The organism is Sorangium sp. So ce1335 (assembly GCF_051521615.1).
Taxonomy (GTDB): Bacteria; Myxococcota_A; Polyangia; order Polyangiales; family Polyangiaceae; genus Sorangium.
In genome coordinates, this window is record NZ_CP150363.1 from 9580761 (window position 1) to 9603983 (window position 23223).

The following is a 23223-nucleotide window of genomic DNA, read 5'->3' on the forward strand; positions in this document are numbered from 1 at the left end:
CCGACCCGAGCCCCCACGGGAGGCACCCCCTTGAGCCCCATCCTCTCCCTCTGCGACGGCTACCGACTCGATCTCTCCGACTACGCGCGCACCGGCCTGCGCGTCGGCATCTGGGCCTCGTCCGGCCGGGGCAAGAGCTTCGGCGTGGGCGTCCTCTGCGAGGAGCTGCTCGCGGCCGGCATCCCCGTCATCGCCATCGACCCCGAGGGCGAGCTCTACACGCTGCGGGAGCGCTTCCGCCTCCTCGTCCTCGGCGGCGCCCACGCGGATCTGCCGCTGCCGTCCGGCGAGCGCGCGGCGGCGCTCGCGCTCGCGCGGGTGCTCGACGAGGGGCTCGGCCTCGTCGTCGACCTCTCCGATCAGCCGACGAACCGCGCCCAGCAGGAGGCCGCCCTCCCGTTCCTCGAGCGGCTCTGGGTCCTCCTGTCCGAGCGCCGCGCGCCAGCGGCCCTCGTCGTCGAGGAGGTGCACGTCTTCGCGCCCCAGTCCGGCGCGTCGCTCACCTCGGACATCCTGCACCGCTTCGCCAAGCAGGGCCGCAAGCGCGGCGTCCTCCTCGCGGTCGCCAGCCAGCGCACGCAGGCCGTCTCGAAGGAGCTCATGAGCCAGCTCAACTTCCCGGCGATCGGCGGCTTCGAGATCGAGCGCGACTACGACGCGGTGAAGGCGCTCGTCGACGGGCACACGTTCGAGGAGTTCCGCGCGCTCCCGGCCGGCGAGTTCTTCCTGCCCGCCGCCGGCCGCTTCGAGCGCTGGCGCGCCCGCCACACCGCCCACGGCGGCGACGCCCCGAGCTGGACCGGCGGTGCCGCCGGCCCGCCGCGCATCGAGGACTCCAGGCTGAGCACGCTGATCGACGAGCTGCGCGAGGCGCTCGCGGACGAGATCGCCGGCGCGAAGGCGCCCGATCCGAGCGCCGCGCTGCGGGCCGAGATCCGCCGCCTCCGCCAGCAGCTCGAGCAGGCCGACGAGGCGCGCAGGGCCGCCGAGGCCGAGACCGAGCGCCTGCGCGTCGCGCTGCAGGTGGCCGGCGTGGTGAAGGTCGTCATCCAGAACGAGCTCGTGACGCGCGTCGGCCAGCCCGACGCCGCGCGCCCGCCGGCGGCGATCGCCCCCGCCGCGCGCCCGCCGGCCGCGCCCGCCCCCGCCGCGCCGCCGGTCCGCACCCCGGCGGCGCCCGCGCCCCCGCCCGCGCCGGCCGGCGCGGCGGTGAGGGTCGTCGCCGCGCGGCCGGCGTCCCCGTCGCTGCGGGATCTCGCGCTGCCGGCGGGCGCGGTGCTCGAGGTGCGCGGCGTCAAGCAGATGGTGAGCGCCGCGAGGAGCCACGCGCGGCGGCGATCGCCCCGGTCGGTGACGCACGTCGCCCTCGCCGCGAAGCTGCTCGCGAGCGGCGCGGCGCTCACCGCGGAGGAGCTCGCCGCGCGCGGCGGCTCGCGCAGCCAGGTCGAGATCCGGCGCGCCGTGCACGCGCTCGCCGGGCTCGTCCGCGCGGGGTTCGCGTCGATCCAGGGCGGCCGTCACGCGCTCAACGAGGCGGCCGTGCTCCGCGCGATCCAGCTCGGCTAACGGGCCTGGAGCAACAGACGGGTTGAACCCGCCTGAAACGAGCAGAACGTCGAACCGCCAAGGACTCCAAGGACGCCAAGACCTGTCTTCTTCTTGGCGTTCTTGGCGTTCTTGGCGGTTTATTTTTCGCTCGTTGTTCTAGCAGCCGGCCACGAACAGCAGCCGGATCGTCGCGACCGTGCCCAGCACGAGCAGCCCCGCGTAGAAGATCCGCCGCTTGCGCCGCATCTGCTCGGGGCTGAGCCCCGCCTCGCACGCCTCGTCCCCGGGCGCCGCCTCACCGGGCGCCGCCCCCCCGCCCGCGAGCGCCACCGGCAGCACGCCGGCCGCGGGTGCCGCGCCGGACGCGCCGGCCACGTCGGCGGCTGACGGCTTGCCGGCCTTGTGCCCCGCCTCGCGCTCGGCCTCGGCCGCCGCGTGCCGCCGCAGCAGCTCGCCATCGGGCGTGATCGGCGTCGCGACCGCGCGCGGGCGCGGCGGCGCGTCGTCCGGGCCGTCGAAGTCGAGGTACTGCACCGAGAGCGAGCCCATGGCCGCGCCCGACGGCCGCGGGGCGCCGCTCCTGCGCGAAGGAGGCGCGCTCCGCCGCGGCTCGGGCGACGACGGCCGGACCGACGGGCGGTCGGCGGGCGCGCCGCCCGCCAGCGCCGCCCTGCGCGAGGGGCCCGGCGCGATCTGTCCCGGTCCGCTCGCAGGGGGGATCGACGGCGCGACGTGGCAGCCCGAGCCGCTCGTGGAGCGCGCCCGCGCGAGGTAGCTCTCGACGAGCTCCTTCAGCTCGCTCCGCGCCTCCTGCTCGGCGTTCGGGCCCATCCCGGCGAGGACCCGATCCAGCGCCTCCGCCAGCGCGCCGGCGCTCGCGATCCGCCGGTCGACCGAGAACTCGGTCGCCGCGTCGAGCGCGTCCGCGAGCGGCGCGCCCAGATCGGGCAGCAGCGTCCGCGCGCGCGGGATGGGCGTCGACGCGACCCGCAGGATGAGCTGCGTCTGCGTCTCGGCCTTGCGCACCCGGCTGCCGAGCAGCGCCTCCAGCAGCGTGATCCCCAGCGAGAACACGTCCGCGCGCCCGTCGAACGGCTCGCCGCGCGCCTGCTCCGGGGGCATGTACGGGAGCTTGCCCTTGAACTCGCCGCTGTCGGCCTGCTCGCCCGCGACGCCGGAGACGCGCGCGACCCCGAAGTCGGTCAGGCACACGCGGCCGTCGCGCCCGATCAGGATGTTGGACGGCGAGACGTCGCGGTGGACGACAGCGTAGCGCCGCCCGTCCTCCTCGCAGAGCGTGTGAACGGCCTCGAGCGCCCGCGCCATCTCCCGGCCGATGTAGGCCACGGCGCGCGGCGAGAACGCGCCCACCTTCCTGAGCACGCGATCGATCGCCGGGCCGTCGATGTAGTCGAGCGCGAGGTACACCGAGCCCTCGAAGCTCCCGAGCTCCACGAGCCGGACGACGTTCGGATGATCGAGCCGCGCGATCACCTGCGCCTCGGCGAAGAACGACTCGCGCGCGTACGCGCCGAGATCGGACCTCGGCACGAGCCGCTTCAGCGCGACGAGGCGCTTCGGGTCGCTGGGGCCGTCCTCCTCGGCGAGCCACACCTCCCCCATCGCGCCCTTGCCCAGCATCCGGATGAGCCGGTACTTGCCGGCGAAGAGCTCGCGCTGCGGATCGGGCTCGGCGTTCTTGAGGCGGGGTCGTGAGGCGGCCATCTCGTGGTCTGCAGCGCGCGATCTCGACGTCCGTCGAGGCTAGCCTTCCCGCAGCGGGCGGAGAGCGTCGAGGGGAGGCATCGCCCGATCCTATCGCCGCCCGCGCGCCGCAGGAATCGCCGCGTCCATGCCCGGCGCAGATTCGCCCCGCGCCTTCACCACCCCCGCGCCTTCACCATCCCGCGCCTTCACCCACCCCCGCGCACCTCGGGCGCGCGTCGCTCACGGCGCGCTCACTCCTGCGTGTGCTCCTCGCGGATCGGCTCCCGCATGGTCGTCGACGGGAACCACTCGAAGAACCGGTGGATGAGCTGGCGCCGCTCCGGCTCGATGTACTCGAACACGGCGCCCCGGTCGTTGATCTCCCAGAACTCGTTGCTCGTCACCGCCAGGAGCTCCGCCCGGATCGAGCGCAGCCGGTCGGGCCGCTCGTCGCGCATGTCGCGGTAGATCTTGCGCGCGAGCGCCTCCTCCCCCCGCTGCAGGTAGTACGTCGCGAGCTTGACCTGCGCCTTGCGGACGCCGCGGAGCGAGCGCTCCTGCTGGTCGAGCTCCGCCTCCTTGTCCACCTCGAGGAAGATCCGGAGCAGCTCGTCCCGGGCCGGCGCGTGGACGTCGTACGCGCGCTCGTTGAGCACGCACAGGTCGAACGCGACCGTCTCGGTCAGGAACGCGAGCCCCATCGCGTGCGCCGTCTGCGCGTAGTACTTGAAGTAGCGCGCGATCTCGAGGACCTGATCCCCCCAGCCCGCCCTGAGCAGCTCCTCCGCCAGGTAGCGGTACTGGTTCAGGTTGTTGTAGGCCGCGGCGATGTCCTTCGCGTTGAGCGCCCGGCGCATGTAGGTGTTGAAGAACTTCACCACGACCGCGACCGCCGCCCGGTCGCCGGCCGCGATGGCCGTCTGCCCGATGTAGCGCGTGTCGATCGCGATGCGCGTGATGAGGTCGGGCATCGCGGTGAGCGCCTCGCGATAGACCATCAGGAACTGGCGGAGCGCCTTGTATTCGAGCCAGGTCCGCGTGGTCGAGAGCTTGCCGAGCGCCTCGGCGTTCATGCTCACGAAGTCGGTGTCCTTGGCGAGGCGGTCGCGGATCTGGAACCAGCGCGGGTCGAGCGTCCCCTTGTGGGGCAGGTACGCGACGACGAGCTCCGACAGCGAGTCGACCGTCTTCGACGCGATCCCCTTGTCCTTCTGGTCGATCGCGTTGAGCGCCACGTCCGCGAGCTGCTCCAGCGACGAGAGCGCCGTCACCCGCCGCTCGTCGATCGCGTCGTCGCTCTCGCCGCCGGCCGGGCGCAGCGCCTGCTCGACGCCGCTCCGCTTGATGCGCCCGACGACGTTGTCGGGCTCGACGAAGTCGAACACGTACCCGAAGTAGGGCGCCATCATGAGCAGGCTCACGGTGAGCAGCCCCATGGTGACGAGGACGCCGTAGTACGGGACGAACGCGGGCTCGGGCGAGCCCTCCTCGGCGACGCGGATCGAGAAGTTGATCCACAGCGAGAACACCGCGCTCACGACGAAGAAGCCCATCACGAGCATGTTCGTCCGGTCGCGGAAGAACATCTCGGTGATCCGCGGCGTGTACCGGTTCGCGGCGAGCTGCACGATGATGGAGGCGACCGTGATCACGATGCCGAGGATCGCGGCGATGACCTCGCCGATGCCGCCCATGATGTGCTCGGCGTCGTCCGCCGACATGTGCGCGAACACCTGCCAGAACGGCAGCCCCGCGTTCTCGGGCCGCGCGAGATCGAGCAGGTAGACGACGGCCAGCGTCGCCATGCTGACGCCGAGCGGGTACGTCATCGGCCGCAGCCAGATGCGGGCCACGGCCGCGCCCCGGCGGCGCCGGCCGTCCTCGTCGGCCGCGGTCCGGTCGACGCTCATGGGGAGCTCCCCGCTCCATCGGGGCCCCTGCTGAGAGCGCGACGGACCACGCGCGTCTTCCCCGCGCGCCTGCTCCACCAGCGATGGATCGCCCCGCCTGCCCACGCGCTCGCCCCGCCAGGCGGCAGCCTGGCTATTTCTTCTCCGGGGGGCTGTCGAGATCCTCGGCGAGGTAGCTGAGGATCACCTCGTCGAGCGACTTCTCGCTGATCAGGTCCTCACCGAAGATCGAGGCGCCCTCCGCGGGCCGGTTCGTCGCGAAGATGCTGGCCGGGCGCGAGGCCGCGTAGCGCCCGGAGCCCGGGCCGCCCGTGTAGTGCTCCACCGCGACCGTCGGCGCGGGCGGCGCCGCGGGCTGCTCCGGGTGGACGTTGCTGTACACCCCGGCGCCCGAGGACGCGGACTCCGTCCGGCGCCCGATCACGGACGCGGGCGGCGGCGGGAGGTCCTGGATCTGCTGAAAGAACGGCGTCTGCGCCTCGGCCGCGGCGCGCTCGAGCGCGTCGAGATCGAGATCGATCGACGGCTGCTCGGGCCGCTCCGGGGGCGCCGGGCGCACCGCCCTGCCCGAGAGCGGGCTTCCCGCGCGCCCGCCGCCGACGTTGCCGAGCGCCTGCAGCGAGACAGGATCGAGCTCGAGCCGCGGGCGCGACCTGGCCGACGCGGGGGCCGCGGGGGCCGGCTCGGCCGCCGGGGCGCGCGGCGGCGCGGCGCCGAGCGGCGCGGCGGCCGGCCTGGCGGCGGGCGGCGGCGCGGGGGCGGCGGGCCGCGGCGGCGGCGTCGGCGCGGGGGCGGGCGCCGCGGCCGGCTTCGGGCGCGGCGGCTCGGGCGTGAGGGGCCGGGACGGCGGCGGCGCCTTCAGCGCGCCGGCCCCCTCGGGCGACGACGGCGCCGGCGGCCGCGCGGGCTTGCTCGCCTCGGCAGCAGGCGGCGGCGCGGGGGCGGCGGCGGCCGACGTGGGCGGCGCGGCCGTGTCGTCGAAGAGGTAGTCGAAGTGGCCGTCGCGCAGGGCGATGAACATCGCCTTGTGCTGCTCCTTCATCATGCCGCGCACCGTCTCGGCCAGCGAGGCCTGGCCGACGTGCTCCGCGTACGACGTCTTCGTCGTCTTCAGGATGCGGCCGCCGTCGGCGAAGAGGTGCGTGATGATGTGAGGATGGCGAATGCCTGAGTCCTCGGTCTGTATATGGAACAACCGCCCCTTGTGCCGGACGTTGTTGTTGAAGCCGAGCAAGGGCGACGGGGCTTTCACGACAGGCAATCCGAGGTTGGGGAGGTGAGGAGAGCGCGCCAGAGGGGCGCGTTCGCCAGGGGCGAGACTATCACAGCGCGGCGCGCCCGGAACGATTCGCAGCGCGCGTCGTATCCTTCGCGAAGGTCCGCGCTGGCCGACCGCCCGCCGGCGCCGGTCCCGCGCGGGGTTCACGCCGGGGGCGCATGTCGGAGCCGGTCGTCCGCCGGCCGCGGGCCCGTCGCGTCAGGGCAGACAGCGCTCCAGGTCGTCCGCATTGCCCGCCTGGAGGGCGCACGTCACCTCCGCCTGCGTGAGGTCGGCTTCGCAGCGGACGAACCCGCGCTCGCCGGCCGCCTCCCGCGCCAGCGCCTTGCGCTCGGCGATCTGGGCCGCGGCGGGCTCAGGCGTGGCCGCGCGCAGGACGAGCTCGACGTAGCGATCGAGGAGCGCGGCGCACTCGTCCGGGGATGGACGCGGGGCCAGAGCGCGGAATACAGCGCGCCCGGCGACGACCGAGACAACGAGCAGCACGATCGCCAGCGTCGCCAGCACGTCGGCGCGCGTCGCCGGGCGCGTCACTCCAGGCACCGATCGACCTGATCCGGGGTGGTCGCCTGCCGGACGCACGCCATCGCGGCGTCCGTGATCCGCCGCCCCACGCACCGGTCGATGAGGTCCTTGCGGGCGTCCCGCACCGCCGCGATGCGCTCCTCGATCACCTTGGGATCCACGATGTTCTGGGCGCGGAGCTCTATCTCCGCGCTCCGCTGGAAGATGGCCTCGCACTCCTCGCGGCCCGCCGGGTGCCCGCACCCCGACGCGAGCGGCAGCGCGCCGAGCAGGGCCAGGCACGAGGCGAGCCCGAGGGCGGCGCCCCGCCCCGGGCTGCCGGAGACCGTGGAGACGGAACACCGCTGAAGCGAACTGGGGCCAGGGCGGCGACGCATGGCCGCGACGATGCCGCCGAGCCTGTCGGGGCGCAACTGTCAGGACGTAGCTGCCAGGGTGGGACAGGGCGCAGCCGCGTCCGGCGAGCGGTGGGTCGGCCCCGCGTCAAGCCTGAAATGCTCGCGTCTTGCTGGAACGCCTGTCCAGGTCTGTTAGGATTGCCTTCTGTGCGCAAGGCGAGCGAGCACGGTGACAGCGTGGGCGGCGCTCGAACCGTCCGTGGGGGCTCCGGCGGTGCGTCGCGGCGCACGAAGCCGGTGGCGGGGGCGGCCGTGGCCGGCGGCGGTGAGGTGGGCCAGCAGGACGCCCCACGAAAGAAGCGGCCGAGCAGCGCCCCGCGGCGGCGGGCGCCGGCGGCGGCGCTGACGCCGGAGGAGATGCTGCGGCGGGCGCTCGGCGCGGAGACGCCGCGCTCGCGCGCGCTGTGGGCCCGGCGGGGCCTGTCGCTCCGGGGGCCGCTCGACCGGACGACGCAGGCGATGCTGCTGCGGCAGCTCTACCTGGCGTACTTCGAGACGCGCCGCTTCGAGCGGGCGGCCGAGGTGGCGGAGCAGATCGTGGCGCTCGGCGTGCTGAGCGACGTCGCCCACCAGGACGCGGCGCGGGCGAGGCAGGCGCTCGGCGACATCGAGGGGGCGGTGGGCCACCTGCGGCTGGCGGCGCGCACGGGGCCGGCGAGCCGCAGGGCGTTCCACTGGTGGACGCTGGGCAGCGTGTACCACCTGGCGCGCCGGTACGACGAGGCGATCGGCGCGCTCACGCGGGCGGCGCGCTGGGGCACGCGGGACAAGCCGCTCTACCAGGGGCACCTCGCCGTCGTGCAGTGCGAGAGCGGCAGGCCGGTGGAGGGGCTCGGCGCGCTGATCGACAGGCTCTCCGAGGTGCCGGCGGGCCAGGGGTACGGCCGGTTCGTGCTCGGGCAGATGGCCTACTTTGACCGTCGCTGGGACGAGGCAAAGAAATACCTGGAAGCCTTCGTACAGCGGAGCACCTCCGGCAGGGCGGCTGTCGCGATCGCGCTCGGCGGGGAGATCGAGGCGGCGCGTCAGACGCTGGCGACGATGGCGAAGCGCTGACGGCTGTCCGAATAGAAGCCGAACGGAACGGACAGGGGCGCGCCGCACGACGGCGATCGCTTTGCTATAGAACCTCCGTCATGACCGCTTCGACTCGTCTCCAGGGAAGCGCCGGCGCCGCGCCGGCGGGTCATCAGCGCGGCGCGCGCCGCGTACGCAGCGCGCGGGACCTCGCGCTCGCCGCGCTCGCCGCGCTCGCGGTGCTCGCGTCTCCGGGGCTCGCGCTGGCCGCCGACGAGCCGGATCTGTTCACCCGCGGTCTCCAGGCCGGCCCGCTCTTCGCGGGGCTCGCGGCGCTCGCGGGCGGCCTGCTCACGTGCCTCACGCCGTGCGTGTACCCGATGATCGCCATCACGGTGAGCATCTTCGGGGCGCGGGAGGCGAAGTCCCGGCGCGAGGCGATGCTGCTCTCGACGAGCTTCGTGCTCGGGATCGTCGTGCTCTTCACGGCGATGCTCGTGGTCGCCGCGCTCACCGGGAGCCTGTTCGGCAGCGTGCTCGCGAACCGGTGGGTCATCGTCGGCATCGCGATGGTGTTCATCGCGCTGTCGCTGTCCATGTTCGGCGCGTTCGACATGACGCTGCCCGACGCGCTCATGCAGCGGCTCTCGCAGGTCGGCGGCATCGGCTACGGCGGGGCGTTCCTGCTCGGGCTCGTGAGCGGCCTCGTCGCCGCGCCGTGCACCGGGCCCGTCCTCACCGGCATCATCCTCTGGATCGGCAAGACCCAGAACATCGGCCTCGGCGCGCTCGTCGGCGCGACCTTCTCGATCGGGCTCGGCCTGCCGTTCTGGCTCGTCGGCACGTTCGCCGTCGCCCTGCCGAAGGGCGGCAAGTGGATGCTCGGGGTGAAGTCGTTCTTCGGGATCGTGATGCTGATCGTCGCGCTCTATTTCCTGAAGACGACGTTCCCTGCGCTGTCGGCGCTCGCGCGGCCCACGCCGCAGTTCATGGCGGCGATGGCCGGCCTCGTCGTCGTCGGCCTGGCGCTCGGCGCGGTGCACCTGTCGTGGGACGACGGCGGCCTCGGGGTGAAGGTCCGCAAGGGGCTCGGGATCGCGCTCACGGTGGCCTGCGGCTTCCTGCTCGTCGCGAGCCTGGACCTGCCGCGGCTCGCCTCGCCGGTGCCGGCGGCGGTGGCCGGCGAGGCCGCGCCGCGGCAGCTCACGTGGCTCCACGAGGAGGCGGTGGCCGCCGCGAAGGCGAAGGCGGAGAAGCGGCCGCTGCTCGTGGACTTCACCGCGGACTGGTGCGGCGCCTGCAAGCAGCTCGATAAGGACACCTTCTCGGATCCCCGCGTCATGGCCAAGGCGGCGCACTTCGTCGCGGTGAAGGTCGACGCGACGGACGACGAGGACCCGCAGGTCGGCGCGGTGATGGGCAAGTACAAGGTCGTCGGCCTGCCCACGGTGGTGATCTATGATTCCACGGGAGCCGAGCGGAAGCGCTTCAACGACTTCGTCGGCCCGGACGTGTTCCTGGCCGCGCTCGAGGGCATCCAGTAGCGCGTCCACCATGCGCCCCAGCCTGCTCGCCGCCCTCGCGCGCTGCCTTCTCTGCTTGCTGATGGTCGTCGCCGGCTGCAGCGCCGAGCCCTCGCCGCCGACGGGGACCGTGGTCGTCGGGGTGACGAGCGAGCTGAGCCCCGGGCTCGACATCGACCGGATGCGCGTCGTCCTGCGCGCGGGCGGCGAGCTGCTGAGCGACGACGTGCTGACGCACCCGAGCGGGCAGCTCTTCTTCCCCCGGGAGTTCGCCTTCGAGGACATGGACGACGAGACGGCGGTGGAGATCTCGCTCGAGGCGTTCGGGGCCGAGGATCCGGACCGGCCGGTGCTCGTCCGGACCGCGACGACCCAGGTGGTCGGCGGCCGCACGCTGCTCCTTGCGCTCCGCCTCGAGCGGGAGTGCGTCGTCGCGCCGGGTGACGCCACGTGCCCGGCGCCGCAGACCTGCGTCGCCGGCGGCTGCAGCGCGCCCCACGTGGATCCCCGGCGGCTCGAGCCGTACAGCGCGTCGTGGAGCGCCGCGGACGCGGAGCGGGATCTCTGCGAGCCGGACGGCGCCGCGGGGGCGCCGGTGGTCGTCGTCGGCGAGGGGCAGGCCGACTACTTCCCGCTCGAGGAGCTCGACGAGGTCCAGGTGGAGGCGGGGCCGCAGGGCGGCTACCACATCTTCATCGCCGTCCGGATCAAGAACCTCCGCCGGTCCGGCTCGCTGACGGTGGTGAGCGGCGTCGTGCCCGAGCTCGACTACACGATCGCGCCGCTCCGGGTGATCTTCACCCTGGACCAGGACGAGGGCGGCTTCTGCAAGCTCTCGGGGCTGCGGTTCCGGCTGGACGGGGAGCGGACGATCGAGGAGCTGCTCGGCAAGGTCGTGGACGTCGAGGTGACCGTCACCGATGCCGACGGGGACACCGGGACCGGCAAGCGCAGGGTGACGCTCTCGCAGACCATCCTGTAGCCGCCGGCGGGCACACCGAGCGCGGCGCGACCAGCGCGACCGGCGCGACCGGCGCGACCGGCGCACGGAGCCAGCCGGCGCGCGGAGCCAGCCGGCGCGCGGAGCCAGCCGGCGCGCGGAGCCAGCCGGCGCGCGGAGCCAGCCGGCGCGCGAGGGCGCGCGGGCCGGGATCACTCGCGCGCGGCGCGCCAGCGCGTCATCCAGCCGCCGGTGAGCAGATCGAGCGACGCCTCGGCTTCGAGCGCCTCGAGCGTCGCGGCGCGGTGCTCCTCGGGGCTGCGGCCCGGGTCGGCCGCGAGCGCGACGGCGCGCTGCCACGCGAAGAGCAGGTCGAGCACGCGCGCCGTGAGCTTCGCTTGCAGCTCGGCGCGCTCGCGGCGGAGGCGCTCCAGGGCGATCTCCTCGTCGACGAAGACAACGCGGTCGAGCCGCCAGGTCGCGCGCGCCTCGAGCCAGAGGCTCGTGCCGCCGGAGGCCGTCCTGCGCGCGGGGTCGTACTCGGTGGGCGCCAGGTTCTCCGCCTCGTCGACGAGGCGCGAGACGCGGAGCCGGAGCTCCGGGAGCAGCGACGACGTCCGGGCGCGCGCGGCGAGCGCGTCGATGCGCGCCCCCGGGTCGACGAGGCGCGCCTGCCGCAGCGCCGCCTCGACGGCCTCGCGCGCCGTCGCCGGCGTGACCCGCACCGGCAGCGGGAGCGGCGGCTCGGCCTGGGCGGGCTGCGCCGGAGGCGGCGCAGGAGGAGCCTCCGGGAGCTCGGGCGCCGGCGCCGCGCGGGGCGCGCCCGGCGCCGGCGGCGCAGGCTTCAGCCGGGGCGCCTCCGGTTCCGCGACGGCCGAGGGGGTAGGCGGGGGCGCGCGCGGGCGATCGGACGTCCGATCCGTCCGCTCCAGCGGGATGCTCGCGAGCAGCATGCCGCTGAGGGAGCGCTCGCCGCGCTCGCGCCGAGCGACCCCGAGCTGGACCGCGAACCAGAGCGGCTGCGCGCGGCCCGGCGTCGAGGCCCAGAGCTCGTGGGGCGCGGCGTCGAGCCGATCCACGCGCGGGTCGAGCGCCGTGGGCTCGTCGTCGGAGGGGAGGTCCGCGCGCGCCTGCGGCGCGGGCAGCGCGCACGCGAGCGCGCCGAGGAGGAGGAGGACGGAGCGGAGGATGGATCGGTGGTTCGTTCGCACGCGAGCAGGTTCGACCGCCGTGTGCCGCCAGTTGCGTGCGGCGGGCAGCTCCGTGCGCTCAGCGGGACCGTGAAGGCGGCCGTCCGCGGGTGGCGAAGCTCCGCCAGAGCTCGGTTCCGCCGCCCGGGGGGCGCGCCCACGCGGCGCTCGCGCGCAGCTCGCTGCCGCCGCCGGGGGGGCCCGCCGACGCCGCGCTCGCGCGCAGCTCGCTGCCGCCGCCCAGGGACCGGTCCCCCGCGGCGCCGGGGCGCCGGAGCGCCTCGCTGGCGTGGGGCGCACCGCCGCGCCCGAGCGCGGCGCCCCCGCCTCCCTTCCGACCGAGCTCGCTGGCCCCGCCGCGGGTCGCCGCGACCGCCTGCGCGATCGCCTCCGGGGTCGGCACCGTCCCGGAGGGGAAGCGGGGTGGCCCCTCGCTCGACGCACCGCGGGTCGCCGCGACCGCCTGCGCGATCGCCTCCGGGGTCGGCGCCGTTCCGGAGGGGAAGCGGGGCGGCTCCTTGCTCGCGGGCAGGCGCGCCGTCTCGGCCTCCCCGGCGCTCGGCGCGCTCTGCGCCGAGGTGGCCGCCTCGCGCGCGGGGCTGTGGCGCGGGGCCGAGGCGGCGGCCGCGGTGGGCGCGTCGCCCGCAACGAACGCGGCTGCCTCCGCGGGCGCGCCGGTGCCCGCGGGCGGCGCGGTCGCCTCCGCAGGGACGCCGCGACGCGCGTCGGGCGCGGCGGCCTCGGGCGCTGTGTCGCTGCCCGGCGCCGGCGCGGCGGCCTCCGTGGCGCCATCGCCGCTCGCGACGGGAGCAACCACCTGCGCAGCCGCGTCGCCGCCGCGCGCGGCGGGGGCGCTCGCAGCCGGCGCAGGCGCGCTCGCGGACGCCGCGTTCGCCGCCGCCCCCGCGCCGGCAGGCGCCCCGCCCTCACCGCTGACGCTCCAGGAGTCCACGGACGCTGGAGAAGCTCCGAGCGCGCCGGATGCCGGGGAGGACGCCTCTCCAGCGGACCCCTCGGCAGGTGGCGCCGGGTCGGTCGCCGTGAGGCTGCCCGAGGGGGGAATGTCGTCGTGCAGCGCCTCGGGCTCCGGGCCGACAGGCTCTGCCGGGGGCGGGCTCGGCGCGACCGGCAGCGCGCGCGGCGCGGCGACCTCGAGGCCCACCGCGAAGGGCTCGAACACGTCGCCGGCGAGCCATCCCGTGCACATCCGCAGGTGCGCGCCGGCCGGCACGTCGCGCACGAACATGTCCCCGAAGAGCGCGTCGATCGCGAGATCGCGCTGCTCGACAACGGGCCTCTCCCAGCTCGGCAGCACCGCGACGACGCGGATCACGAGCTGCCCCTCCGGGCGACGCGCGCGCGCTCGCGCGAGCGTCCTGGGGCGCACTTCCCAGTAGAGGTACAGCGTCTCCGGATCGACAGCGAGGCCGACGATCTCGTCGACGTCGTACCGTGCCGGCATCTCCGCCCGCTCGTCCTGCACGACCGCCGCGAGGGCCAGCGCCGCGCCCGCGCCGGCGTCCTCCGCGACGGGCGGCGCCTGCGCAGGAGCCTCCGCGGGCGGCAGGTCCGGCGGCGACGGCACCGGCGCGGCGTCAGGGGCTTCGGAGACGGCCTCGGGCTGCCCGGTCGGCTCGTCCGTGGTCGGGGCCCCGATCAACGTCCCCGAGCGAGGGGCCTCCGCGCTCTCCACGCCGGCGGTCTCCGGAGCAGCGCCCGTCGCGGCCTCGGCGTCCGCGCTCTCCGCGACGGCGTCTTTCGCCACCTCTGCTTCTGCGGCTTCCGCGACGGCGTCCCTCGCTACCTCCGGGGCTGTGGCCTCCGCGACGGCGTCCTTTGCCACCTCTGCTTCTGCGGCTTCCGCGACGGCGTCCTTTGCCACCTCTGCTTCTGCGGCTTCCGCGACGGCGTCCTTTGCCACCCCTGCTTCTGCGGCTTCCGCGACGGCGTCCTTTGCCACCTCTGCTTCTGCGGCTTCCGCGACGGCATCCTTCGCGACCTCCGCGTCCGCGGCTTCCGCGACGGCATCCTTCGCGACCTCCGCGTCCGCGGCTTCCGCGACGGCATCCTTCGCGACCTCCACGTCCGCGGCTTCCGCGACGGCGTCCTTTGCCACCTCTGCTTCTGCGGCTTCCGCGACGGCATCCTTCGCGACCTCTGCGCCAGCACCCGAGTCTGCGGTCTCCGCGTCCGCATCCTCCGCGTCCGCGTCCTCCGCGCCCGCATCCTCCGCGTCCGCGTCCTCCGCGTCCGCGTCCTCCGCGTCCGCATCCTCCGCGTCCGCGTCCTCCGTGGCCTTCCCCCCCTCGGCGCCCGCGCCCTCCTCCTGCGCGCGCTGCGCCTTCTCGATCAGCCTCGCGCGGAGCTGCCGCGCCTCCTCGTGCTGCGGCGCGCGCGCCAGGATCTCGTCGAGCACCGCGATGGCGCGGTCCGTGTGCCCCTGCGAGGCGTAGATCTCGGCGAGCGTCGTCGTGGGCAGCGGCGGCGGCGGCGGCGGCGGCGACCACCGATCTTCCGGCGGGGGCTCGCCGCGCAGCGCGCGCGCCGTCTCCGGCATGTGCAGCCCCCGCTCGACCACGCGCGACAGCAGATCGCGCGCCCGCCCGAGGAAGCCGCGCAGGCGCGCCCGCTCCGGCTCGCTCTGCGTCGTGCGCGCCAGGATCTCGTCCACGAGCTCGGCCTTCGTGAGCACGCGCGGCCGCGGCACCCCGAGCCCCTCGGCGCGCGCTATCAGCTCCTCCCGCGTCAGCCCGTCGAGCTCCCGGCGCTCCATCGGCGTGGACGCTACCACATCCGACGCGCGCCCACCGTCGCCCGCCGCCGCGCGCCGCTCAGCGAAACGCGCCCTCCGCCGCCGGATCCTCGACGAGCGGCGCGAGCCGCGCGCGCGCGGCCTCGGCGTCGCGCGCGATCTGCTCCTTGAGCTCCGCGAGCCCGGAGAACCGCCGCTCCTCGCGCAGCCGGGCGATCAGGTGCACGCGCAGCGTCGCGCCGTAGAGATCCTCGTCGACGTCGAAGAGGTGCACCTCGAGGTTCGGCCGCGCCTGCCCCGACGCCTCGACCGTCGGCCGCACGCCGAGGTTCGCCACGCCGCGGGCGAGCGCGATCGCGCGGCCCGACGGGGTCACCCGGTCGACCAGCGTCGCGTAGACGCCGAACGGCGGCAGCGCCTCGTCGATCTCGTCGAGGTTGCACGTGGGAAAGCCGATCGTCCGGCCCCGCCGGGCCCCCTGCGCGACGACGCCGGACAGCATGTGCGGGCGGGACAGCATGTGCTCGGCCGCGCCGAGGTCCCCGCGCGCGATCGCCGCGCGCACGCGGGTGCTCGACCACGCCCCCTCGGCGTCGCCGACGAGCGGGTGCGACCGCGTCTCGAAGCCCAGGTCCTCCCCGAGGCGCCCGAGGGTCGTGAAGTCCCCGGCACGCCCGCGGCCGAACCGGAAGTTCGCGCCGACGAGCACGACGCGCGCCGCGAGCCGGTCGAGCAGCACGCGCTGCACGAACTCCTCGGGCGTCTGCGCCGCGAACGCGCGGTCGAACGTCACGACGTCGACCCGGATCGCCGGCTGCACGCGCCGGATGAGCTCGATCTTGCGCGGCAGCACCGTGAGCGTCGGCGGCGGCGTGCGACCGAGCACGCTCGCCGGGTGCGGCGCGAACGTGAGCGCCACCGGGTCGAGCCCCCGCCGCTCGGCGTCGAGCGCCGCGTCGGCGAGCAGCGCCTGGTGCCCCCGGTGAACGCCGTCGAAGTTGCCGATGATGACGAGGCTGCCCCGCGGCCCGGCCGCGGCGCGCCCACCCTGCCCGCCCGCGGCGGCAGCGAGATGCTCCACAGCCGCTACCTAACCCGAAGCGGCGCCGAACGGAACGCGGTGGGACGCGGCAGCAGGCGGACGGGAACCGAGCCAGAAACGAGGCCGCGGACACGATACGCCCGTACAGCCGGGCGCCCGGCGGACAGAGTTGCTTGACGGGCCCATGGCAGGCTGATAGAGCCGCGCTCCCCGAAATGGGCTGGAGGCGCGCCGTGTTCAAGAGAGTCAGTATCTTCTCCGGCAACGCCAATCTCGCGCTGACCCAGGAAATCTGTCAGGTCCTCGAGCAACCCATGGGGAAGTCGCGCGTGTCGCGCTTCTCCGACGGGGAGACGTTCTGCGTCATCCAGGAGAACGTCCGCGGCGTCGACACGTACGTCGTCCAGCCGACCTGCTCGCCGGTGAACGACAGCGTGATGGAGCTGCTGATCATGGTCGACGCGCTCCGCCGCGCCTCGGCCGGCTCCATCACGGCGGTCATCCCCTACTACGGCTACGCCCGACAGGACCGGAAGGTCGCGCCGCGCACGCCGATCACCTCGAAGCTCGTCGCCGATCTCATCGTCGCCGCCGGGGTGAACCGCATCGTCGCGCTCGACCTGCACGCCGGACAGATCCAGGGCTTCTTCAACATCCCGTTCGACCACCTGTTCGCGATGCCGGCGCTGCTCGACCACCACCTCCGCGAGAACTACGGCAAGGATGTCGTCATCGTCTCGCCGGACGCCGGCGGCGTGGAGCGCGCCCGCGCCTACTCTAAGCGCCTGCAGGGCACGCTCGCGATCATCGACAAGCGCCGCGAGCGCGCGAACGAGAGCGAGGTCATGAACATCATCGGCGAGGTCGCCGGCAAGAACTGCCTCATCCTCGACGACCTCATCGACACCGCCGGCACCCTGGTCAACGCCGCCAACGCCCTGATGAAGCAGGGCGCGAAGAGCGTCGCCGCCTGCGCGACCCACCCGGTCCTGTCCGGACCGGCCGTCGAGCGCATCAAGGCCTCGCCCCTCACCGAGGTGGTGGTGACGAACTCGATCCCGCTCTCCGAGGAGGCGAGGGCCTCCGGCAAGTTCAAGGTCGTCTCGGTGGCGCGGCTGCTCGCCGAGGCGATCCGCCGCATCCACCACTCGGACTCGGTGAGCTCGCTCTTCGTCTGACCGGCAGAGCGCGCCCGGCGGCCCCCCTCGGGGGGCCTCGGGCGTGGCAGGAGCGCAGGCGACGCAGGTCGCCCCCGCGCCCCCGCCACAAAACGCGCCCTCCGGCGACGAAGGCTCGACTTTCTCTTCTTCGTTCTGCTATAGCGCCGCACCCTACGCCGGAGCGGACCGCGCGTCGCGGACCCCCGGACCACTTTCTGGAGCCGTCGTCATGGAGATCATCAAGCTCAACGCCACGAGGCGCGAGGAGAGCGGCAAGAGCGCGTCGAGCCGCCTGCGCCGCGCCGGACAGATTCCCGCCATCGCCTACGGGCGCGAGCTCGCGCCGCTGTCGGTCGCCGTCTCGCCGAAGGCGCTCCTTCAGGTGCTCGGCTCCGACCACGGCAAGAACTCCGTGGTCGAGCTGGCCATCGAGAACGGCGAGACGCTCACCGTCATGGTGCGCGACTACGACTACCACCCCGTCTCGCGGGAGCTCGTCCACGCCGACTTCATCCAGGTGAAGCTCGACCAGCCCGTCGACGTCCACGTGCCGTTCCGCTGCGTGGGCAAGCCGAAGGGCGTGGTCACCGGCGGCGTGCTCCAGCAGATCTTCCGCACCATCCCGGTGCGCTGCCTGCCCGAGAAGATCCCGTCGTTCATCGAGATCGACGTGACCGAGCTCGACCTGGGCGAGTCGTACAAGGCCAGCGGCCTGAACCTCCCCGAGGGCGTGAAGGCGCTGCTCTCGGACGACCAGACGATCGCCGTCGTCAACGCTCCGGAGAAGGCCGGCCCCGAGGAAGAGGCGAAGCCGGCTGCCGGCGCGCCCGCCGCGGCCGCCGCTCCGGCGGCCGGCGCGGCGCCCGCGAAGGGCGGCGCCGCCCCTGCGGGCGACAAGAAGGACAAGAAGTAACCCGCGAGCGGCCGCGCCTCATCGCGCTTCATCGCTTCGGGGCCGCGCGCCCCGCGGCGAGGCGCGCGCGGCCCGCCCTGCCCCGCACCCCGACCCCTCGTCGCCTCGCCCGCGCACGTCCCAGGATCCAGCAGAACCCGCTCGCCATGCTGCTCGTGGTCGGCCTGGGAAACCCGGGCAAGGAATACGCTCCTCACCGGCACAACGTCGGCTTCATGGCCGTCGATGCGCTCGCCGACGAGGCGCGGGCCGATCCGTTTCGCGAGAAGTTCTCGGGCGTGCACGCGAAGGCGGAGATCGCCGGGCAGCCGGCGATCCTGCTCAAGCCCATGACCTACATGAACGAGTCGGGGCGGAGCGTTCAGCCGGCGATGGCCTTCTTCAAGATCGCGCCGTCCGGGCTGATCGTGCTCCACGACGAGCTCGACCTGCCCTTCGGCACGGTCCGCCTGAAGGTGGGCGGCGGGCACGCGGGGCACAACGGGCTGCGCTCGATCATGGCGCACTGCGGGACGGGGAACTTCGGGCGCGTCCGCATCGGGATCGGCCGGCCGCCCGCGGGCTTCCGGGGCGAGGTCGCGGACTACGTTCTGTCGGGGTTCGACGCCGTCGAGCGCGCGGCGCTGCCCGACTGCTTGAAGCAAGCTGTCCAAAGTGTGCTAGAAGTCGCCGCCCGCGGCTTCGACGCCGCGATGAATGTTCGAAATGCCCGGCAGAAGCCGGGCAAGAGGCAGAAGGGCGAAGGGGACGGGTCGGCAGACCAGGCCCCCGCTGCGAAGGGAGAGAGGGGATCCCTCCCCCCGACGCAGAAGCCCTGATCCTCGACGGAGCCAGCGTGTCGAGCCCGCCGTTGCGTCGCGCGGCGCGCTGCTCCTTTCCTCGCTCCGGGGCGTCGCCCCGGGGCCACTGTCCGAGAGGGAAGACGGAATGAGCCGACAGGTAACGGCGCCCGGGCGCGCCAGAGAGTACGAGACGATCTACATCCTTCGACCCGACATCGACGCCGACGGCGCCGAGCGGATCGGGTCGCGCCTCGCCGAGGTCGTCAGCCGCGAGGCCGGCCGGCTGACGAAGGTCGAGACGTGGGGGCGCCGCCGCCTCGCGTACGACATCGCGAAGCACCGCCGCGGCGTGTACGTGTACCTGAAGTACCTCGGCGGCGGGAAGGTCGTCTCCGAGATCGAGCGCAACCTGCGCCTCTCCGACGGCGTGCTGAAGTACCAGACGGTGCTCGTGCGCAACGACGTCGAGGTCCAGGGCCTGAGCGTCGCCGACGAGGACGTGAAGTTCGAGCGCCTGGAGCTCGCGCCGCTGGAGGACGACCGCGACGACTCGCGCGAGCGTCAGCTCGGCCTGATCGAGCCGGAGCGCCGCGTCGACCGGACCTCCGAGGCGGCCCCGCCGGATCTCGAGGACGGCGAAGAGGCCGAGGCGGAAGGCGCCACCGACGAAGAGGAGAGCTGAGCAATGAACGGCCGCAACAACGACATGGGCCGCAGCAGCGGCGCTGACTTCGACGATCGCGACTTCGGGCGCACGCCCGACCTGAACGCGGACGCCCCCGGGCGCCGCCGCACGGGCCGGAAGCGCGTCTGCCGCTACTGCGCGGACAAGGCGCTCGTCATCGACTACAAGGACCCGCAGGCGCTCAAGTACTTCATCTCGGAGCGCGGCAAGGTCGTCCCGCGCCGCATCAGCGGCAACTGCGCGCGCCACCAGCGCAAGGTGACCCTCTCCATCAAGCGCGCGCGCAACATCGCGCTCTTGCCGTTCACCGTGACGGCGTAGGAGGTCGATCATGGCAACCCACATCCATGTGGTCCTCACGGAGGACCTCCACAACGTCGGCAAGAGCGGCGAGCTCGTGAAGGTTCGCCCCGGCTTCGCGCGCAACTACCTCATCCCGCGCGGCCTCGCGGTGGGCGCCACCGCCGAGAACGTGTCCCGGATCGAGCACGAGAAGCGGGTCGCCGAGTCGCGCGCCGCCAAGACGCGCTCCGAGGCGGAGCAGCTCGCGGGCAAGCTCAGCCAGGTGAAGCTCACGATCAGCCGCCCGGTCGGCGAGGGCGACAAGCTGTACGGCTCGGTCACCGCGCGCGACATCGAGGAGGCGCTCGCCGCGCAGGGCTTCAGCGTGGACCGGCGCCGCATCGAGACCGACACGATCAAGTCGCTCGGCGCCCACTCCGTCACGGTCCGCCTCGCCCCGTCCATCACGGCGTCGGTCGAGGTCACCGTCGCCGCCAAGTAAGCGGCGCCCGCCCGGAAGCGCGGCTTGCCCGCGCTTCCTCCGCGTCCACCAAGCGCGGCTTGCCCGCGCTTCCTCCGCGTCCACCAAGCGCGGCTTGCCCGCGCTTCCTCCGCGTCCACCAAGCGCGGCTTGCCCGCGCTTCCTCCGCGTCCACCAAGCGCGGCTTGCCCGCGCTTCCTCCGCGTCCACCAAGCGCGGCTCGCCCGCGCTTCTCCCCTCACCCGCGCTTGCGCCGCACCCACGCGCGCGCGACGTCGTGCCCCCGCGCCACCGCGCGCAGCATGAGCGTCGTGTCCCCCCACCCCGCGCGCTCTTGCCACACGAGGCTCGCCAGCATGCCGGCGCAGAACGCGTCGCCCGCGCCCGTGGGGTCGAGCGGCCGCACCGGGCGCGTCGCGACCGAGCGCTCGCCGCCGGGGCCGAGCACGAGCGTCGCCCGCGCGCCGTCGGTGACGACGAGCGTCGCCTCGGGGCGCAGGCGCTCGCGGAGCGCGCGCGCCGTCGTCCCCATCACGTCGAGATCGCCGACGCTGCACTTCACGAGGTCGGCCTCGCCGAGGAGCCGGAAGCAGCCGCGCACGCCGGGGCCGGGCTCGCCCGCGGCGCGCTCGGCGCGCGGCCACATCCGCGGGCGCGCGTTGACGTCGATCGAGACGGCGCACCCCTCGCGCCGGGCGCCAGCGGCCGCCCGCGCGACAGCGCCGATCGCGCCGCGCACCGGCGCGATCCCGGTGAAGTGGACGACCCGGGCCTGCCATCGCCCGGGCAGCGCCGCGGCGAGCGCCCGCGCCTCGGGCTCGCCTTGCCGGTACCCGAGGAAGCGCGCCTCGCCGCGCTCGGTCGCGACGAACATGAGGCCGGTGCGCGCCGCGCCCAGCGCGAGCCGGCTCACGTCGATGCCGGCCGCGGCGACCTCGTCCCGGAGCCCGCGCCCCAGCGCGTCGTCGCCGAGCGCGGCGCACAGGCCCGACGGCACGCCGAGCCGGGCGAGCGCCGTCGCGGTGTTCACCGCGCCGCCCCCCGGCACGCGGCGGAGCAATTTTGCCCGCTCGAGCGGAATGCCCTCCGGCGCGATCAGGTCCCACAGCGCTTCACCCACGCAGACCACCTCGGCGGGCTCGCTCCTTGTTTGACGCGTTTTGTGATCCACAATGGCGGCTCCCCGTGATGGTCCATGGCCGGGCGCAAAGCGCCATCGCAGCTCAGTCAAGCGCGAAGGGAAATGCCGATGCGACCGGGGTTGCGCGCTTTCCATGTCCCGCCGCCGGCGCCTCGCCTGGACGCGCCGCGCCCCTGCGGCGGGAGGGGCGTCCCGTGGACGTGGAGCGCGCATTCGGATGCTCACCGCACGAACGCTCACTGCAATGCAAACAGAAACCCTTCTCAGGGCCGCCCATGTTCTGATAGACGGAAGCCGACCCTGCACCCGACGCCCCGAAGGCCCCTCGCGCCTCCGGGGCGTCGCCCATTTCGGCTCCTGTGGAAAACCTCGGGGCGGGATGGGGGGAATCGGTGGGGAGGAGATGCACGGATGATGAGAATGATGGAGCGCCGCGGCCAGCGGCCTCAGAGGGTCGAGCCCCCCATCGTCGCCGGGCGCGTGCCGCCGCACGACCTCGACGCCGAAGCGGCGGTGCTCTCCGCCATCCTGCTGCACCGCGACGCGCTCGATCGGGTGCTCGAGATCCTGAAGGCGGAACATTTTTACAGCGAGGCGAACAGCCGCATCTACGAGGGCGCGCAGGAGCTCGCGGCCGCCGGCACGCCGATCGACATCGTCTCGGTGGCCTCCTGGCTCCGCGACCGCGAGCGGCTCGCCCAGGTGGGCGGCGCGGCGTACCTGGCCCAGCTCGCGGACGCGACGCCCGCGGTCGCGCACGTCGCCGCACACGCGCGGGTCGTGTACGAGAAGTGGCGCGTGCGCCAGCTCATCGCGACGTGCCAGCGCGTCGCGGCCGAGGGGTACGGCGACGTCGGGGTCGTGCAGGAGTTCATCGACGGCGCGGAGCAGGCCGTCTACCAGCTCGCGCGCACGCCGCAGGGGACGTCGACGCAGCCGATCGCGCAGGTGCTCAAGGCCGCGTTCGAGCAGATCACCGCGGCCGCCGAGCGCGGCGACCGGATCACGGGCATCTCGACGGGGTACGAGAAGCTCGACGCGAAGACGGCCGGCCTTCACGACGGCGACCTGACGATCGTCGCGGCCCGCCCCGGCATGGGCAAGACGTCGTTCGTCCTCAACCTCGCCGTGAACGTCGCGTCGCCGCGCGCGGTGAGCTCGCCCGGCCCCGACGAGATGGGGCACGGCGTCGAGCGGCACGATCCGGGCTTCGGCGCGGCCGTCTTCTCGCTCGAGATGCCGCGCGAGCAGCTCGCGACACGTATGGTCTGCTCCGAGGGCCGCGTGGACGTCGGCAAGCTCCGCCAGGGCTTCCTGCAGCCGGACGACTGGCGCCGCCTGACCGAGGCGGCGTCCTTCCTGTCGACCCTGCCCGTCTGGATCGACGACACGCCGGCGATCACGCTCCTCGAGCTGCGCGCCAAGGTGCGGCGCATCCAGGCCGAGTACGATCGGCCCCCGTCGAACGGCAGCCCGGGGCGGCGCATGGGGCTCGTCGTCATCGACTACCTCCAGCTCATGAAGGGGCGCGACGGGGTGAGCAGCCGCGAGCAGGAGATCAGCGAGATCTCCCGCGGGCTCAAGCAGCTCGCCAAGGAGCTCAAGGTGGCGGTCATCGCGCTGTCGCAGCTGAACCGCGCGGTAGAGACCCGGACCACGAAGGACAAGCGCCCTCAGCTGTCCGATCTTCGCGAGTCGGGCGCCATCGAGCAGGACGCCGACAACATCATCTTCATCTACCGCGACGAGTACTACAACCCGGAGACGACGAACCAGAAGGGCATCGCGGAGCTCATCGTCGCCAAGCAGCGCAACGGGCCGACGGGCAAGGTGCTCACGCGGTTCACGTCGTCGTGCACCCGCTTCGACAACCTCGCGCCCGGCGACTACCCGGACATGGTGGACGACGAGTAGGGCGCGCCGCGCTCCTCCTCGCGGCCGGGCGCCC

General features: G+C 74.1%; 20 protein-coding genes. 11 read left to right on the plus strand and 9 right to left on the minus strand.

Features of this window, described 5'->3' with window-relative positions; genetic code table 11:
- Positions 1-30 precede the first annotated feature (30 nt).
- Complete coding sequence (locus WMF24_RS35670) at positions 31-1566, plus strand: helicase HerA domain-containing protein (protein WP_437731918.1); 1536 nt, start codon at positions 31-33, stop codon at positions 1564-1566.
- A gap of 138 nt (positions 1567-1704) precedes the next feature.
- Here the strand turns inward: WMF24_RS35670 and WMF24_RS35675 are convergent, their stop codons facing one another.
- From WMF24_RS35675 to WMF24_RS35695, 5 genes are all read right to left on the minus strand, one after another.
- Positions 1705-3273 carry a serine/threonine protein kinase gene (locus WMF24_RS35675; protein WP_437731919.1) on the minus strand — a complete coding sequence of 523 codons (1569 nt, stop codon included), beginning with the start codon at positions 3271-3273 and terminating at the stop codon, positions 1705-1707.
- A 233-nt stretch (positions 3274-3506) separates the two neighbouring features.
- Positions 3507-5165 carry a DUF2254 family protein gene (locus WMF24_RS35680; protein ID WP_437731920.1) on the minus strand — a complete coding sequence of 553 codons (1659 nt, stop codon included), beginning with the start codon at positions 5163-5165 and terminating at the stop codon, positions 3507-3509.
- Positions 5166-5298: 133 nt separating this feature from the next.
- Entirely contained in the window at positions 5299-6360 is a 1062-nt protein-coding gene (locus WMF24_RS35685) for a hypothetical protein (protein WP_437731921.1), read from the minus strand.
- 282 nt (positions 6361-6642) lie between these two features.
- On the minus strand, positions 6643-6987 hold the full coding sequence (locus WMF24_RS35690) for a hypothetical protein (RefSeq protein WP_437731922.1): 345 nt from the start codon (positions 6985-6987) through the stop codon (positions 6643-6645).
- Positions 6975-7346 (minus strand): hypothetical protein, encoded by a 372-nt coding sequence (locus WMF24_RS35695; RefSeq protein ID WP_437731923.1) that lies wholly within the window; start codon positions 7344-7346, stop codon positions 6975-6977. The genes WMF24_RS35690 and WMF24_RS35695 overlap by 13 nt, the downstream gene beginning before the upstream one ends.
- A gap of 168 nt (positions 7347-7514) precedes the next feature.
- Between WMF24_RS35695 and WMF24_RS35700 the strand changes: the two genes are divergently transcribed.
- The 3 genes from WMF24_RS35700 to WMF24_RS35710 all read left to right on the plus strand — a co-directional run bounded on the left by WMF24_RS35700 (position 7515) and on the right by WMF24_RS35710 (position 10889).
- Positions 7515-8423 carry a tetratricopeptide repeat protein gene (locus WMF24_RS35700; RefSeq protein WP_437731924.1) on the plus strand — a complete coding sequence of 303 codons (909 nt, stop codon included), beginning with the start codon at positions 7515-7517 and terminating at the stop codon, positions 8421-8423.
- Positions 8424-8503: 80 nt separating this feature from the next.
- The gene (locus WMF24_RS35705) at positions 8504-9928 is read left to right on the plus strand and encodes a protein-disulfide reductase DsbD family protein (protein ID WP_437731925.1); all 1425 of its coding nucleotides are present in this window, start codon (positions 8504-8506) and stop codon (positions 9926-9928) included.
- Positions 9929-9938: 10 nt separating this feature from the next.
- Positions 9939-10889: a hypothetical protein gene (locus WMF24_RS35710; protein ID WP_437731926.1), complete on the plus strand. Its 951-nt coding sequence runs from the start codon at positions 9939-9941 to the stop codon at positions 10887-10889.
- A gap of 170 nt (positions 10890-11059) precedes the next feature.
- Here WMF24_RS35710 and WMF24_RS35715 read toward each other — a convergent pair whose 3' ends face one another.
- From WMF24_RS35715 to ribF, 3 genes are read right to left on the minus strand one after another with little or no spacing between them, the layout of a single operon-like run.
- A complete protein-coding gene (locus tag WMF24_RS35715) occupies positions 11060-12058 on the minus strand; it encodes a hypothetical protein (protein WP_437731927.1) in 999 nt (332 codons plus the stop codon).
- A gap of 58 nt (positions 12059-12116) precedes the next feature.
- The gene (locus WMF24_RS35720) at positions 12117-14810 is read right to left on the minus strand and encodes a DUF4912 domain-containing protein (RefSeq protein ID WP_437731928.1); all 2694 of its coding nucleotides are present in this window, start codon (positions 14808-14810) and stop codon (positions 12117-12119) included.
- 58 nt (positions 14811-14868) lie between these two features.
- The gene (gene ribF / locus WMF24_RS35725) at positions 14869-15870 is read right to left on the minus strand and encodes a riboflavin biosynthesis protein RibF (protein ID WP_437731929.1); all 1002 of its coding nucleotides are present in this window, start codon (positions 15868-15870) and stop codon (positions 14869-14871) included.
- A 194-nt stretch (positions 15871-16064) separates the two neighbouring features.
- Between ribF and WMF24_RS35730 the strand changes: the two genes are divergently transcribed.
- The 6 genes from WMF24_RS35730 (at position 16065) to rplI (ending at position 20155) form a co-directional block, all read left to right on the plus strand.
- The gene (locus tag WMF24_RS35730; protein WP_437731930.1) at positions 16065-17009 is read left to right on the plus strand and encodes a ribose-phosphate pyrophosphokinase; all 945 of its coding nucleotides are present in this window, start codon (positions 16065-16067) and stop codon (positions 17007-17009) included.
- A 211-nt stretch (positions 17010-17220) separates the two neighbouring features.
- Positions 17221-17904, plus strand: coding sequence for a 50S ribosomal protein L25/general stress protein Ctc (locus WMF24_RS35735; RefSeq protein WP_437731931.1), 684 nt, complete (start codon positions 17221-17223; stop codon positions 17902-17904).
- A gap of 146 nt (positions 17905-18050) precedes the next feature.
- Complete coding sequence (pth, locus tag WMF24_RS35740) at positions 18051-18722, plus strand: aminoacyl-tRNA hydrolase (protein ID WP_437731932.1); 672 nt, start codon at positions 18051-18053, stop codon at positions 18720-18722.
- Between the two features lie 109 nt (positions 18723-18831).
- Positions 18832-19368 (plus strand): 30S ribosomal protein S6, encoded by a 537-nt coding sequence (rpsF, locus tag WMF24_RS35745; RefSeq protein ID WP_437731933.1) that lies wholly within the window; start codon positions 18832-18834, stop codon positions 19366-19368.
- 3 nt (positions 19369-19371) lie between these two features.
- The gene (gene rpsR, locus WMF24_RS35750) at positions 19372-19692 is read left to right on the plus strand and encodes a 30S ribosomal protein S18 (RefSeq protein ID WP_437731934.1); all 321 of its coding nucleotides are present in this window, start codon (positions 19372-19374) and stop codon (positions 19690-19692) included.
- A 10-nt stretch (positions 19693-19702) separates the two neighbouring features.
- On the plus strand, positions 19703-20155 hold the full coding sequence (gene rplI, locus WMF24_RS35755) for a 50S ribosomal protein L9 (protein ID WP_437731935.1): 453 nt from the start codon (positions 19703-19705) through the stop codon (positions 20153-20155).
- 217 nt (positions 20156-20372) lie between these two features.
- Here rplI and WMF24_RS35760 read toward each other — a convergent pair whose 3' ends face one another.
- Positions 20373-21254 (minus strand): PfkB family carbohydrate kinase, encoded by an 882-nt coding sequence (locus WMF24_RS35760; protein ID WP_437731936.1) that lies wholly within the window; start codon positions 21252-21254, stop codon positions 20373-20375.
- A 432-nt stretch (positions 21255-21686) separates the two neighbouring features.
- Between WMF24_RS35760 and dnaB the strand changes: the two genes are divergently transcribed.
- Positions 21687-23189, plus strand: a complete 1503-nt coding sequence (dnaB, locus tag WMF24_RS35765) for a replicative DNA helicase (protein ID WP_437731937.1) — start codon at positions 21687-21689, stop codon at positions 23187-23189.
- The last annotated feature ends 34 nt before the right edge of the window (positions 23190-23223 follow it).